This is a genomic window from Rhizorhabdus antheiae (assembly GCF_049889055.1).
Classification (GTDB): Bacteria; Pseudomonadota; Alphaproteobacteria; order Sphingomonadales; family Sphingomonadaceae; genus Rhizorhabdus.
Genome location: NZ_JBLTWO010000005.1, coordinates 90,499 through 104,179, shown reverse-complemented (window position 1 = coordinate 104,179; position 13,681 = coordinate 90,499). Strand labels below are relative to the sequence as shown.

The following is a 13,681-nucleotide window of genomic DNA, read 5'->3' as shown; positions in this document are numbered from 1 at the left end:
ATGGCGCTCGCGCGGTCGACGATATTCCGCTTCGCCGCGCTCGTGTTCCTGTTGCAGCTCGCGGGGGCGGGCTTGCTGCTCGGTACCGTCCGCCTGCTCACCCATCATCAGATCACCGCCGAGGCCGAGGCTCAAGCCGACGATCTGCGTGGCGCGCTGATCGACGATTATCGCCGTGCTGGCCTGCCGACGCTGGCGGCTGAGGTCGGACAGGCGCTCTCGCCGGCGCGTGCGCAGGGCAGGGTCCTGCTGCTTGTCGACGGCAGAGGGCAGGTCCTCGCCGGGAATCTCGCCGAATGGCCGCCGTCGCTTGCGCCGGGTGGTTCGCCGGCAACACTCGAGCTCTTCCGCGTTGGTCGCGACGAATCGGAACGCATCTATGCGTCCGCCGTGTCTCTCGACGATGGCGCGAGGCTGCTCGTCGGCCATGTCGTCGAAAGCGAGTTGCGCTTCACGCTGATCCTCGAAGAGGCGATGCTCGGCGGCGTCGCGGTCGCGATCGCTCTGGCTGCTTTCGCCGCCTGGGCTGCTGCGCGGCTGATCCACCGGCGGCTGGCAGCGACCGTCGATACCGCCCGCGCGGTGACGGCGGGCGATCTCGCCCGGCGCGTTCCTGTCGACCATAGCGAGGATGTGTTCGACGCGCTGGGGGTCACGATCAACCAGATGCTCGATCGGATCGATGCGCTGATGACCGAGCTCAAGATCGCGACGGACGGTCTGGCCCATGATCTTCGCTCGCCGCTCACCCGTCTGCGGTCGACGCTGGAACGTGCGCTCGAGGCCAGCGAGTCCGACGAGGCGCGCGGCTCGGTCGCGCGGGCGATCGACGAGGGCGACCGGTTGCTCGCCATGCTCGATACCGCCTTGCGGATAAGCCGGGCAGAGGCGGGACTGGGCCGCGACCAGTTCGTCGCGATCGATCTGGCGGTGATGGTCGAGGATCTGGTCGAGGTCTACGGCCCGCTGGCCGAGGATAACGGGTTCGAGATCGTGGCCGACATCGCGGGGCCGGTCCCCGCCCATGTGCATCGCGAATTGCTGGGGCAGGCGCTGGCCAATCTGATCGACAATGCGATGAAATATGGCGCCGGCCGCATCACCGTCTCGGCGCGGCGCGCGGTCGATGAGGCGACCATATCGGTGACCGACCAAGGTAGCGGCATCGCCGAGACGCAGCGGACCGAGGCTCTGCGTCGCTTCGGAAGGCTCGATGCGGCGCGCAGCAAGGCCGGCGCGGGGCTCGGTCTCGCTTTGGCTGCGGCTGTGGCACATCTGCATGGCGGACGGCTGGAATTGGGCGACAATGCGCCCGGTCTGCGCGTCGATCTGCGCCTGCATGTCGAGGAACGCGGCAAGGTTGTTTGAGCGGATTACCGATGTTTAACGTCGTCCCCACGCTGCGACAGGGAGCCAGGAGCTAGCACCGGATATCGATCCGCTCAGGAGATGTCCGGTGCGCAGACTGTTCGCAGCATTTTCGATCATCGCCGGTGCGGCCGCGCTGCTGCTCGCATCGCTCTCCTCGACGTCGACCCCCGTCGTCGCCAGCGCGCCGGCCCCGGTCGCCACGGTCGAGCCGCCGCCGGCGGACGTCGCCGTCGACAGCGCGGCCTTCACCAGCCAGGGCCTCGATATAGCTTCCTATCGCCCGCAGGGGCCGATCCCGGGCGTCGCGATCTTTCTGTCGGGCGACGGCGGCTGGAACCTCGGTGTCGTCGACATGGCGCAGGCGCTCGCCGCGCGCGGCGTGGCGGTAGCGGGATTGTCGGTACCTGCCTTCCAGAAGCAGCTGGAACACAGCGCTGGCCATTGCGTCAATCCCAATTTCGTCCTTCAGGCGCTGGCACAGGACTATGAACATCGGCTCGGTCTGCCGGCCTATGTCCAGCCGATGCTGATCGGCTATTCGTCGGGCGCGACGATCGCCTATGCCGCGCTGGCCCAAGCTCCGGCGGGTACGTGGAAGGCGGCGATTTCGCTCGGCTTCGGCCCCGATATCGGCGGGGAAAAACCCTGGTGCACGATCCCCGGCGTGAGCGTCTCGCGGATCACCAAGCCCGAACATGGCTGGCTCTTCGGCCCGGCCGCCCATCTTCCCGGCCCCTGGATCGTGCTGCAGGGGGCTGCCGATCAGGTCGTGAGTGCGGATGCCGCGCGGCGTTTCGTGGCCGCCGTGCCGCAGGGACGGCTGATCGAACTGCCGAAGGTGGGCCATGGCTTTTCGGTTCAGCGGAACTGGATGCCGCAATTTCGCGACGCGATCGAACAGCTGCTGACGTCCGAGACGCCAGGCTCCGCCCAGGGCGAAGCGAGCGTCGCCGATCTTCCGCTTACCGTCGTCCGCGACCCCGGCGCGCCTCAAACCGACCTGATGGCCGTTCTTTACTCGGGTGACGGAGGCTGGGCAGGGATCGACCGTGATCTCGCTGCTAGCCTCGCCGCACGCGGGGTGCCGGTGGTCGGCGTCGACAGCCTGCGCTATTTCTGGACCGCGCGGACGCCGGCCCAGGCATCGGCCGATGCAGCCCGGATCGTCGAGCATTTCGCGCCGGCACTGCACCGCAAGCGCGTCCTGTTCCTTGGCTATTCCTTCGGTGCGGACGATCTTCCCTATATCGTCGGCGGGCTGCCCGCAGAGCTGCGCCCTGCGGTCGCGCGGGTCAGCATGCTAGGCCTCAGCGGGACCGCAGACTTCCAGTTCCACCTCGCCTCCTGGCTCGACGTGGCGGGCCAGGGCGCGCTGCCGACCCGTCCGGCCGTGGAAGCGCTGCGCGGAACGCCGATGCAGTGCGTGCGCGGTGCCGATGAGGACGGCAGCGGATGCCTGTCGCTCCCGACGGGGCTGGTCGATCAGGTCGTGCTGGCGGGCGGCCATCATTTCGGCGGCAATGATGACGCTCTCGCCGCGACCGTCCTGAAAGGGCTCCTCTGATGTGCAGCGTACGCCGTGGGTTTCTGGCCGTCGTGGCCTTCATCCTCGCCGGCCTCATTGGGTATGGCGCATGGCTGGGCTATTTCGGCGGCCGCGATCTCTATGTCGGCTTTCCGGCGCAGGCCACTGCAAGTCCGGTACATCGGGGTGTCGCAGCGGTGCTCCTGTCGGGCGACATGGGGCTCAGGGTCGGTATGGGGCGTCGGATCGCCCAACGGCTGTCGGCCAGCGGGATACCGGTCCTCGGCGTCGACTCGCTGGTCTATTTTCGCCATCGCAGAACGGCGGAAGAGGCCACGGACCTGCTCGAGCAGGCCGTACAGCGCGGACTTCGCTACGGCCATGCCGATCGCTTGGTGCTGATCGGCCAGTCCTATGGCGCCGACATGGTCCATGTCGGCTTTGCGGGTCTGCCTGCCGATCTCAAGAAGCGGCTCGCGATGGTCGTTCTCGTCGTGCCGACCGACACGGTGATCTATCGCGTTTCCCCCGCCGAGACGCTCGACCTCGTCAGGCCCGATGCTGCGGCGATCGATACGGGCCGCACCGTGACGGGCGTTCCGCTGCTGTGCATCCAGGGTCAGGAAGAGAAGGACAGCCTCTGTCCGCTGCTGACGCAGCCCAACGCCCGGCGGATCGCGCTGCCCGGTGGTCATCCCCTGCACCGCGACGCCGATCGCCTGTTCCGGACGATAACGTCCGAACTGGATGCGGTGCTCGCCCAAGCGAAGCCGCGCGCATGAGCCGTGGCCGCACCAGGGCGCTCTCCCTTCTCCTGTTCTGTGCGGTGTCGCTCGGCTCGACGGCGGCGGTCGCGCAGGACGTTTCCGGCGTTCCGGACGATGTGAAGATCGGCGGGGACCGGATCTCGATCGGTCTCGGCCTGTCCTCCACCCCGACCTATATCGGATCGTCGCGCAGCCGTGTGCTGCCGACCCTGGCGATCCAGGGCCAGAAGGACGGCTATGCCTTCAACAGTTCGGGCACCGCCTTCTATCTCGATCTCATACGCTCGAAAGGCGGCACCGGATGGAAGCCCGTCTTCGGGCCGTTGCTCGCGGTGCGCCTCGACCGGCACGGCCATGTCGGCGACCGCCGGGTCGACGCGCTCGACAATCGCCGGATCGCGGTCGAGCCGGGCGTCTCGGTCGGCATCCAGCGCACGGGCGTGGTGACGAGCCCCTATGACACGCTCTCGGCCAGCGTCTCCTGGCAGCGGGACGTGGCCGGGGCCCATGGGTCCTATGTGGTCAGCCCCGAACTCGACTATGACACGCCGCTGTCGGAAACGAGCTTCGTCAGCGTCTCCGCATCGGCCGATTATGTCGGGCGCGGCTTCGGCAGCTATTATTATGATATCGGCGCAGACGAGGCGGCGGCCAGCGGCCTGCGCCCCTATGACGGGGCCGAACGGGCGGGCTGGAAGGACTGGAATCTCAGCGCGACGGCCGTGCACAGCGTGGCGGGCATGCTCACCCATGGCATAGGCCTGTTCGCCACGGTCGGCTATCAGCACATCCTCGGCGCCTACCGCCGCTCGCCGCTGGTGGAGGATATCGGCGACGCCGATCAATGGAGTGGGGCGATCGGGGTAGAGTATAGTTTTTAGGAAGGATGTCCGAATAGCGGCTGGATGATCGGCTGATTTGGAAGCGCGTCATGAGCGGGGTTACGGTGACAGTGCATTAAATCGGGCGCTCTCGACCGAATCGCGCCGTTTAGAGAGCGTCGGCCGCCAGCTAGATGGCGCGTTCCTTGATGATATCGGAGCAATGACGTAGCGCGATCCAGAGCCGGGCAAGCGCGGGCAGAAAGCGAAGACAGGAACCAGGAACCAGTGTGCAGCCAAGTTAACTGCACTGTCACCGCAATGCCACCGCAATGCGGGACTGGGTGGAAAGCGGACATTCAGCGAGTGCTTAAAGCCCCCTCATGACACCGGCGGTGGCACATGCCATTGTGTCGGAATGACCGGCAAACGTATCCTCGCCATCTCTGTCTATGTGGCGTTCACCGCCGCCTGCTTTGTGTTGCTCGGCCTTCTCTGGGTGTCGGCCAACCTGCTCAGTTTTCCATGCGAAAGCCCTGAAGACCCAAGGCCCTGTGCCGAAGTGGTGCCGTGGTTCTTTGCAACACGCGGCCTTCTTCCCGTTGGAGGAATTTGGGCTTTCTTGACGTGGGCAACCTTTCGGCGTCGCAACAGGAAGTAGGGCGGTCGCTACCGTTCGCTATTGGGTCGTTAGCCGATTGGCCGCTTTTGAATATAAGCACCATAGGAAGACGTCCGCAGCGATACGGCGATACTATGAGCGCCGCGCTCATGCGAAAAGGGAGCGGCCGGCGGCTACTCCCTTGATCGCTTCGGTCGGGTGTTCGGATATCAGCCGGCGGTGGTCGCCTTGGCTTTTGTCGCCTGGGCGTGGCGTACATGATGCGCCTTGTGCGTCATGTGCGCGACATGCCGGCCCGGCGCCTGCGAGGGGTTCATGCATTTGTCGATGATCGTCCGCGAGCAGAGCGGGACGTCGCCGGTCGGGGTCTGTGCGTTGGCCGCCCCCATGACGAGCGTGGTGCCGAGCCCCGCAATCGCGACGGTCAGGGCAGTAAAGCGAAGGGCTGTCTTCAACATCATGCTATCCTTTCGTCCTGCGACGGCGAGGTCATCGGTATCGGTGACAGTGCATTAATCCTCTCGACCGAATCGCGCCGTTTAGAGAGCGTCGGCCGCTAGCTAGATGGCGCTTCCTTGATCATATCGGAGCAACGACGCGGCGCGATCCAGAGCCGGGCAAGCGCGGGCCGAAAGCGAACGGCACAGGCAACTGCCTGCAGGCAGAGTTAAATGCACTGTCACCGTAATTTAATATCTGTTTCTAAATCTAAAAAGTCGATCCTGATCTGGTTCCCGGATTAACGATCGCTCATGTTTCTTTGACCAAGGTCAAGGCGCCTAAGCCGCGCAGCCTTCATCAATGCGGGATCATATCTGGGAGGAGGCCCGCGCGATGAACAGGATGATGCCGTTCGACATGGTCGGGGGAGAGCCCGCCGTGCGGGCCATCGTCGATCGTTTCTACGATCTGATGGACGAGGACGCCGGCTATGGCGAACTTCGTGCGCTCCATGCCGGCGATCTCGATCCGATGCGCTACTCGCTCAGCGGCTTCCTCACCGCCTGGCTCGGCGGCCCGAGGGACTGGTTCGTCGACAATCCCGGCAAATGCGTGATGTCGCTGCACGGGGCGATCGCCGTGAACGCGCAGACGGCCCAGCAATGGGCCGACGCGATGGAGCGTGCGATCGGCGAGCACTGCGCGGCCCATGGACTGGATGCGGACTTCTCGACCAGGATGGCCGAGGCTTTGCGCAGCATGGCATCGGCAATGGTGCGGATGGAGCGCGTGCCAGCCTGACTGCCGGCTGGCGCAATGCCCCTTACAGACGCATGAAGCGGCGCAGGGCGGAAAGGCTCAGCCGGCTCGCCTCCTTCGCCAGATGCGAGTCCGCCGCCAGCTCGAAGCCGTGAAAGGCGCCGGGGAACAGGTGGAACTCGACGGGGACGCCGGCACGCGCCAGCCGCCGTGCATAGTCGAGATCCTCGTCCAGGAAGAGATCGAGCGCCCCGGTATAGATGAAGGCGGGCGGCAGTCCGGTGAGATCGGTCGCGCGCGCCGGAGCGGCATAAGGCGAGACATCGTCTCTCCCCGGCTCATGCCCCAGCAGCGCCGACCAGCCGAAGCGATTGCTGGAGGCGGTCCAGACATATTCGCCGACATAAGGATGCGGCTCGGATAGCGTGCCCGTGCGATCGTCGAGCATCGGATAGACGAGATGTTGAAAGGCGAGCCGATAGTCGCCGCGGTCGCGCGCGAGCAGGGCCAGCGCCGCCGCGAAGCCGCCGCCCGCGCTCTCGCCCATCACACCGATCCGCTCCGGATCTATCCCGCGCTCGGCCGCATGGTCGAACATCCAGCCAAGGCCCGCATAGCAATCCTCGATCGCGCCCGGAAAGACTGTCTCTGGGGCCAGGCGATATTCGACCGACGCCAGCGCGCAGCCCAGTTCGGCCACGAGGCCCTGATGCCGCAGCACCATTTCGGACGCCTTGCCGACGATATATCCGCCTCCATGGATGTGGTAGATCAGGGGCAAGGGCCCCTTCGCCGCGACCGGGGTCAAAATGTGCAGGTCGATGTCCGGTGCGCCGGCCGGTCCCGGCACCGTCACGCATTCGTGCCGTACCCGGTCGTCGGGCGGCGACGGCGCGGTCATCGGCGCCTCGCGCAGCGCGGGCAGCGCTTCCGGGGTGAAGGCCATTTCGGCGAAGATGTCGATCAGCGGTACGATCTCCGCATCGACAAGGTGACGACTGCTCATCCGCTTCTCTCTCCTGCCCGGTACGCGCGCGATTCCGCGCCTTGGATCACAGCTGGAATATCTTGCCGGGATTGAACAGGTCTTTCGGATCGAGCGCGCGCTTTATCGTCCGCATCATCTCTACCGCCTCGCCGAGTTCGTCGACGAGGAAGTCCTGTTTGCCCAGGCCGATGCCATGCTCGCCGGTGCAGCTGCCGTCCATCGACAGCGCGCGCGCGACGAGGCGCGCGTTGAGCGCCTCGACTTCGTGCATCTCCTCGGGAGCCTTCGGGTCGATCGCGAAGACGACGTGGAAATTGCCGTCGCCGACATGGCCGACGATGGTCGCGGGCACCGCGCAGCCGTCGAGGTCCCGTCGCGTCTCCAATATGCAGTCGGCGAGCCGGCTGATCGGCACGCAGACGTCGGTGGTCAGCCCGACCGCGCCGGGGCGCTGGTTCATCGCCGCATAATAGGCCTCGTGCCGGGCCTTCCACAGTCGCGTGCGCTCCTCGGGCAGGTTGGACCATAGAAATGGCCCCCCGCCATTGGCAGCTGCCAGGTCGCGGACCGTCGCGACCTGTTCTTCGACATGCCGTTCGGAGCCGTGAAATTCGAACAGCAGGGTTGTCTGCTCGGGATAGTCGAGTTTCGAATAGGCGTTGCAGGCGCGCATCTGCGCCGCGTCGAGCAGTTCGATGCGCGCCATCGGCACACCCAGCTGGATCGCCTGCACGACCGTGTCCACCGCCCCCGCCAGTGTGTCGAATGGGCAGACGGCAGAGGAGATCGCCTCGGGGATGCCGTGCAGGCGCAGGCAGATTTCGGTGATGATGCCCAGCGTACCCTCGGCGCCGATCATCAGACGGGTCAGATCATAGCCGGCGGCCGACTTGCGCGCCCGCCGTGCGGTGCGGACGATCGTGCCGTTGGGCGTGATCACGGTCAGCGACAGCACCGCCTCACGCATCGTGCCGTAGCGGACCGCGTTGGTGCCCGATGCGCGGGTCGAGGCCATGCCCCCGATCGTGGCGTTGGCGCCGGGGTCGATTGGGAAGAACAACCCCTGGTCGCGCAGATGCGCGTTCAGCTGCTCGCGGCGGACGCCGGCTTCGACCGTGCAGTCGAGGTCCTCCGGATTGACCGCCACGATGCGGTTCATCTCGCTCAGGTCGATGGTGACGCCACCGCGCACCGGCGTGGCGTTGCCTTCCAGCGATGTCCCGGCGCCGAAGGGGACGATCGGGATGCCGGCCGCCACGCACAGCCGCACGAGAGCCGCGACCTCCTCGGTCGAATGCGGGAAGGCGACGGCATCGGGCAGAACTGCATCGAAATGTGCCTCGCTCGATCCATGTTGCCGGCGCATCGCCTCGCCGAGATGGAGGCGGTTGCCCAGAAGGGCGCGCATGTCCTTGATCAGGGCGTCGGGAAGCGGCTGGCGGGCGAAGCTGGCGGGTGCGGTCATCTGCCGATCATAGGCCTGTCGCGCGGCTCAGGCCTAGCACATGCGTGACAGGCGGTTCGGAAGATCGCCTCAATGCCCGGCGCTGGGCGGGCCGCTGATCCTGGGGCGCGGCGCCAGCCATACGAGCGCGGTGATCGCGATCAGCAGGGTGCCCGTCACCAGGAAAACCTTGTCGGTCGCCAGCGTCAGCGCCTCCTTGTCGACCAGCTGCGCTATCAGCGTGCGGATCTGCTCGCTCGAAAAGCCCCGCTCGGTCAGCGTCGCCGTCATGCTGTCGGGATTGACGTTGCCCGACAGGTCGCTGCCGAACATCCGCGCCTGATCGTTCCAGAAGGTCACCACCACCGAGGTCGAGAAGGCGAGCGCGATCGTCCGCAGGAGATTCTGCAGGCTCGCCGCCGACGTCACCATCTGCGGCGGCACCGAACTCAGCGAGATCGAGGTCACCGTCACGAAGAAGAAGGGCATGCCGATGCCCATGATGAACTGCGGCATGGCGAGCGACCAGAAGTCGGCGCCGCTGGTCCAGTTGGTCCGCAACAAGGTCGATCCGCCCAGCCAGATCAGGCCGAAGCTGAGGACGAAGCGCGCATCCATCTTGCCCATCAGCAGCGGCGGGAAGCGGGCCACGAACAGGGCGGCGATGGCGGTGAAGGCTGTGGCGAATCCGGCCTGCGTCGCGGTGTAGCCGAGCGATAGCTGCATCCATTGGGGGATGACGACGATGCCGGCGAAATAGGCACCGAAGCCCAGCGCCAGCGTGAACGCGCTCAGGGTGAAACCGCGATAGCGGAAGATGCGCAGGTCGACGACCGGGTGCTCGTCGGTCAGCTCCCAGACGATGAACAATATGAAGAAGATCGCCGCAGCGATGCCGAGGCCGAGCACGAACGGGTCGGCGAACCAGTCATGCTCGCGGCCGATGTCGAGCATGATCTGCAGGCAGCCGATCCACAGGACGAGCAGGGCGATGCCGATCTTGTCGATCGGAACGCGCACCACCTCCGTCTCGGCAGGACGGAGCATCGCGTAGCTGATGCCGGCGCAGAAGGCGACGACCGGCATGTTGATGAAGAAGATCCAGTGCCAGCTCCAATTGTCGCTGATGAATCCGCCCATGATCGGGCCCAGAGCTGGGCCGGTCAGTGTCGTGATCGCCCATATGCCCATCGCCTGCGGGCGCTTCTCCGGCGGATAGATCCGCATCAGAAGGGTCTGGGTGAGCGGAACGAGCGGGCCGCCGCAAATGCCCTGGCCGATCCGCGCGACGACCAGCATGCCCAATGTGGGCGACAGGCCGCACAGGATGGAGAACAGCCCGAAGCCCAGCACCGAAAGGATGAACAGGCGGACGGTACCGATGCGCTGCGACAGCCACCCGGTCAGCGGCAGGCAGATCGCCTCGGCCACCGCATAGGAGGTGATGACCCAGGTGCCCTGGCTCGCCGAAATGCCGAGATTGCCCGAGATGTGCGGCACCGACACATTGGCGATGGTCATGTCGAGCACGACCATGAGATTGGCGGCCGCAAGCGCAGCGCCAGCGAGGGCGCGCTTGCGACCGGTCAATAGCGAAGAGGGATCGACGGACGTCATCGGATCAGCGATCGGTAACGTCCACTTCGGCTTCCATCGACAAGCCCACGCGCAGCGGGTGTTCCGCCAGCTCCTTGGGGTCGAGCTCGATCCGTACGGGCACGCGCTGAACGACCTTGATCCAATTGCCGGTGGCGTTCTGGGCGGGGATCAGCGCGAAGGCCGAACCGGTGCCGCCCGAGAAGCCGACGACCTTGCCGTGATAGACGACGTCGCTGCCATAAAGGTCCGCGGTCAGCGTCGCTGCCTGGCCGGGGCGGACGCGGCGCAACTGGCGCTCCTTGAAATTGGCATCGACATAGACCTTCGACACCGGGACGATCATCATGATCGCATTGCCAACCGCGACCCGCTGGCCGACCTGCACCTGCCGGCGGGTGACGACGCCGTCAATCGGGGCGCGGATGACCGCGCGGTCGAGGTCCAGCTTGGCGGCCTCGAGCTTCGCCTTGGCGGCGAGGACGGCGGGGTCGGTCTCGACGGTGGAGCCCGACACCAGCGCCTGGTTGGCGGCGAGTTCGCCCGAGGCCGCGCCCTGGTTGGCGCGGGCCTGCGCCAGCTTCGCCTGCGCGGCCGCGAAAGCCTTGCGCGCGGCGGTCAGTTCGTCGCCCGAGACGGCACCCGAGGGTTGCAGCGCGAGCCGGCGATCGAGGTCGACCTTCGCCTTCTGATAATCCGCTTCGGCGCTGGCGATATCGGCGCCTCGCGCCGTCACTTGGGCCGCGAGCGCCTCGCTCGTCGCACTGCTCTGGCGGAACATCCGCTTGGCGCGCGCCAGCTCAGCCTCGGCCTGGGCATACGCGATCCGCATATTGCTGTCGTCGAGCCGGACCAGAATATCGCCCTTCTTTACCGGCTGGGTGTCGCTGACCAGCACCTCGACCACCTGTGCGCTGACCAGCGGGGTGACCTGCGCCACTTCGGCGTTCACATAAGCGTTGTCGGTGCTGACATGGTTGCGCCCGACCAGCAGATACCAGGCGCCATAGAGCAGCGCGACGGCCGCAACCAGGATCGCGAAGCGGATCAGCCAGGTCTTGCGTTTCTGCAGGCGCGCTTCCTTGGCTTCGGGGCTTTCGCCGGCCGGCTGGCTTGGGGCGGTCTGGGGCTTCTGATCGGCTTCAGCCATTCTGGTCTTCCTTGGACGAAACGGTGGCGGGCGCAGCAAAGCCGCCGCCCAGCGCGCGGACGAGCGTGATGTCGATGCCGAACCGCCGGGCATCGAGCTCGGCTGCGGCACGGCGCGCCTGCAGCACTCTCTCTTCCGCCGTCAACACATCGAGATAGGTGGAAAGGCCGCCCTCGTAGCGCTTGCGCGCAATCGCATAGGCTTCCTCGGAATCGGCCAGCGCCTGGCGCGACTGTGTCAGTTGCTCGGCGATCGAGCGCTGGCTCGTGACGGCGTCGGCGACCTCGCGATAGGCGGCGAGGATCGTGCGGTCATAGTCGGCCACCGCCTCGTCATAGGTCGCGCGGGCGCCGCGATATTGTCCGGCCAGGCTGCCGCCTCGAAAGATCGGCAGGCTGATTGCCGGGCCGACATTGCCGAAGATCGAGTCCTTCCTGACCAGATTGTCGAAGCCCAGCGACTGCACGCCGACCAGCGCGCTCAGGCTCACGGCCGGGTAGAAATCGGCGCGGGCGACCTTGATCCGGCTGGCGGCGGCTTCGGCGCGGGCACGGGCTGCGGCAATGTCCGGACGACGGCCGATCAACTCGGTGGTCGTCTGCGCCGGCACGCCTGGCGTGAGAAGCCGGGCGAGCGCCGGTCGGGCGATGGCGAGGCCGCGATCGGGGCCCGCGCCGAGCAGCTCCGCGAGTTGGTGGCGGGTGGCGGAGATCATGTCATCGATCGCGACCAGATCGGCGCGTGCCGCCGGCACCGCCGCATCGGCCTGCTTCAACTCGGCCCGCGTGTCGAGCCCCGTGGCGACGCGGTTGGCGACCAGCTTCTGCGTCGCGATCCGCAGGTCGAGTGCAGCCACGAGCACGTCGCGATCGGCGTAGAGGCGCGCGAGATCGGCATAGGCCGCCGCGATCGACGTCGCGAGGGTTAGGCGGGCCTGTGCAGTTTCAATCCTGGCGGCTTCGGCCTCGGAGGTGGCGGCGGCGAGCGTTGCCCGGTTCTTGCCCCACAAATCGAGATCGAAGGACAGATCGGCGCTCGCCTGACCGCGCTGCTTCCAGCCCTTGGGGACGAACTCCTTGGGGAAACCGACATTATAGCTCTGCTTCTGCCAGCCTCCCTCGCCGGCGACGTCGAGAGACGGCAGCAGAGCGCCTCCGGCCGACTGAACGGCGGCCTCGGCCCGGCGCAACCGAGCGGCGGCGGCGGCGGCGTCGGGCGATCCGGCGAGGCCCTCCGTGATCAAGGCATCGAGCTGCGGATCGCCGAACGCCTGCCACCATCCGTCACCGGGCCACTGTCCGGCGCTGCTGGCCGCGAGGCTCTGTTGGGATGCGATCGCGGCGGGAGTGCGCGGCGTGGGGCTGTTGCCCAGATCGGGGACGGATGCGCACGCAGATAAGGCGATCGCCAGGGCGAGCGGCGTCACGTTGCGGAGAGCTGTTCGGTGATTCGGGATCATAGAAAACCGTACTGTGTCGTATTGTTTTGCTCTGCGCTCGACGAAGGCCCTTGTCAATGAAAATCTGTACCGTATAGTACGGTAATGAAAATGACACAGGAGAAGGCACCGCTCAGCCGCCGTGAAGCGCGGCGGCAGGACCGGCGTGAGGCGATCATCGAAGTCGCCATGCGCTTCTTTCTTGAGCATGGCTATGCCGCAGCGAGCATGTCGGCGATCGCGGCCGAGATCGGTGGATCGAAGGCGACGCTCTGGAGCTATTTCCCATCTAAGGAGGCTTTGTTCGAAGCGGGCCTGGAAAAGGCGACGAGCGAGTTCAGGCAGAAGCTGCTGCTCCTTCTCGATTCGTGCGGCGATGCGGAGCAGAGCCTGCGCAACTTCTGTCAGGGGTTCATCGAACGGGTAACGGCGCCCGACGCGATCGCGCTGCACCGGCTGATCATGGCCGAATGCGGTCGCTTTCCGGAGATTGGCCGGATTTTCTACGAACGCGCGCCGCGCGCGACCGAACGTGTTCTGGCCGATTTCATGCAGTCGATGATGGATCGAGGCAGGCTGCGTTCCGGCGATGCCGAGAGCGCTGCGCACCTGATCGTCATGCTGAACATGGCGGGGTGCCATCAACAGTTGATGCTGGGGCTGATGGAAGAAGCGTCGCCCGAGATTATCGCCGCGGATGCCGACAGGACCATGGCAACCTTCATGCAACTCTACGGCCCCGTCCCGGCCTGAACATCG

12 protein-coding genes are annotated in these 13,681 nt (G+C 66.2%); 6 read left to right on the top strand and 6 right to left on the bottom strand.

Going from position 1 to position 13,681, the window contains the following annotated elements:
* The 4 genes from ACNI3R_RS11390 to ACNI3R_RS11375 all read left to right on the top strand — a co-directional run bounded on the left by ACNI3R_RS11390 (position 1) and on the right by ACNI3R_RS11375 (position 4,544).
* Positions 1 to 1,368: a sensor histidine kinase gene (locus ACNI3R_RS11390; protein WP_426183333.1), complete on the top strand. Its 1,368-nt coding sequence runs from the start codon at positions 1 to 3 to the stop codon at positions 1,366 to 1,368.
* An 88-nt stretch (positions 1,369 to 1,456) separates the two neighbouring features.
* Entirely contained in the window at positions 1,457 to 2,935 is a 1,479-nt protein-coding gene (locus tag ACNI3R_RS11385) for an AcvB/VirJ family lysyl-phosphatidylglycerol hydrolase (protein ID WP_426183331.1), read from the top strand.
* Entirely contained in the window at positions 2,935 to 3,678 is a 744-nt protein-coding gene (locus ACNI3R_RS11380; RefSeq protein ID WP_426183329.1) for an AcvB/VirJ family lysyl-phosphatidylglycerol hydrolase, read from the top strand. Before ACNI3R_RS11385 ends, ACNI3R_RS11380 begins: the two co-directional genes overlap by 1 nt.
* Positions 3,675 to 4,544 (top strand): MipA/OmpV family protein, encoded by an 870-nt coding sequence (locus ACNI3R_RS11375; protein WP_426183327.1) that lies wholly within the window; start codon positions 3,675 to 3,677, stop codon positions 4,542 to 4,544. The genes ACNI3R_RS11380 and ACNI3R_RS11375 overlap by 4 nt, the downstream gene beginning before the upstream one ends.
* A gap of 771 nt (positions 4,545 to 5,315) precedes the next feature.
* Here the strand turns inward: ACNI3R_RS11375 and ACNI3R_RS11370 are convergent.
* Positions 5,316 to 5,567: a hypothetical protein gene (locus tag ACNI3R_RS11370; RefSeq protein WP_426183325.1), complete on the bottom strand. Its 252-nt coding sequence runs from the start codon at positions 5,565 to 5,567 to the stop codon at positions 5,316 to 5,318.
* Between the two features lie 373 nt (positions 5,568 to 5,940).
* On the opposite strand from ACNI3R_RS11370, the gene ACNI3R_RS11365 reads away from it, so the two are divergent.
* Positions 5,941 to 6,348, top strand: coding sequence for a globin domain-containing protein (locus tag ACNI3R_RS11365; RefSeq protein WP_426183323.1), 408 nt, complete (start codon positions 5,941 to 5,943; stop codon positions 6,346 to 6,348).
* 22 nt (positions 6,349 to 6,370) lie between these two features.
* Here the strand turns inward: ACNI3R_RS11365 and ACNI3R_RS11360 are convergent, their stop codons facing one another.
* The 5 genes from ACNI3R_RS11360 to ACNI3R_RS11340 all read right to left on the bottom strand — a co-directional run bounded on the left by ACNI3R_RS11360 (position 6,371) and on the right by ACNI3R_RS11340 (position 12,943).
* Complete coding sequence (locus tag ACNI3R_RS11360) at positions 6,371 to 7,312, bottom strand: alpha/beta hydrolase (protein ID WP_426183321.1); 942 nt, start codon at positions 7,310 to 7,312, stop codon at positions 6,371 to 6,373.
* Between the two features lie 46 nt (positions 7,313 to 7,358).
* On the bottom strand, positions 7,359 to 8,759 hold the full coding sequence (locus ACNI3R_RS11355) for an FAD-binding oxidoreductase (RefSeq protein WP_426183320.1): 1,401 nt from the start codon (positions 8,757 to 8,759) through the stop codon (positions 7,359 to 7,361).
* 69 nt (positions 8,760 to 8,828) lie between these two features.
* Entirely contained in the window at positions 8,829 to 10,355 is a 1,527-nt protein-coding gene (locus ACNI3R_RS11350; RefSeq protein WP_426183318.1) for a DHA2 family efflux MFS transporter permease subunit, read from the bottom strand.
* A gap of 4 nt (positions 10,356 to 10,359) precedes the next feature.
* Positions 10,360 to 11,484, bottom strand: coding sequence for an EmrA/EmrK family multidrug efflux transporter periplasmic adaptor subunit (locus tag ACNI3R_RS11345; protein WP_426183316.1), 1,125 nt, complete (start codon positions 11,482 to 11,484; stop codon positions 10,360 to 10,362).
* Positions 11,477 to 12,943 (bottom strand): efflux transporter outer membrane subunit, encoded by a 1,467-nt coding sequence (locus ACNI3R_RS11340; RefSeq protein WP_426183314.1) that lies wholly within the window; start codon positions 12,941 to 12,943, stop codon positions 11,477 to 11,479. The genes ACNI3R_RS11345 and ACNI3R_RS11340 overlap by 8 nt, the downstream gene beginning before the upstream one ends.
* 90 nt (positions 12,944 to 13,033) lie before the next feature.
* On the opposite strand from ACNI3R_RS11340, the gene ACNI3R_RS11335 reads away from it, so the two are divergent.
* Complete coding sequence (locus tag ACNI3R_RS11335) at positions 13,034 to 13,675, top strand: TetR/AcrR family transcriptional regulator (protein WP_426183312.1); 642 nt, start codon at positions 13,034 to 13,036, stop codon at positions 13,673 to 13,675.
* Positions 13,676 to 13,681 lie beyond the last annotated feature (6 nt).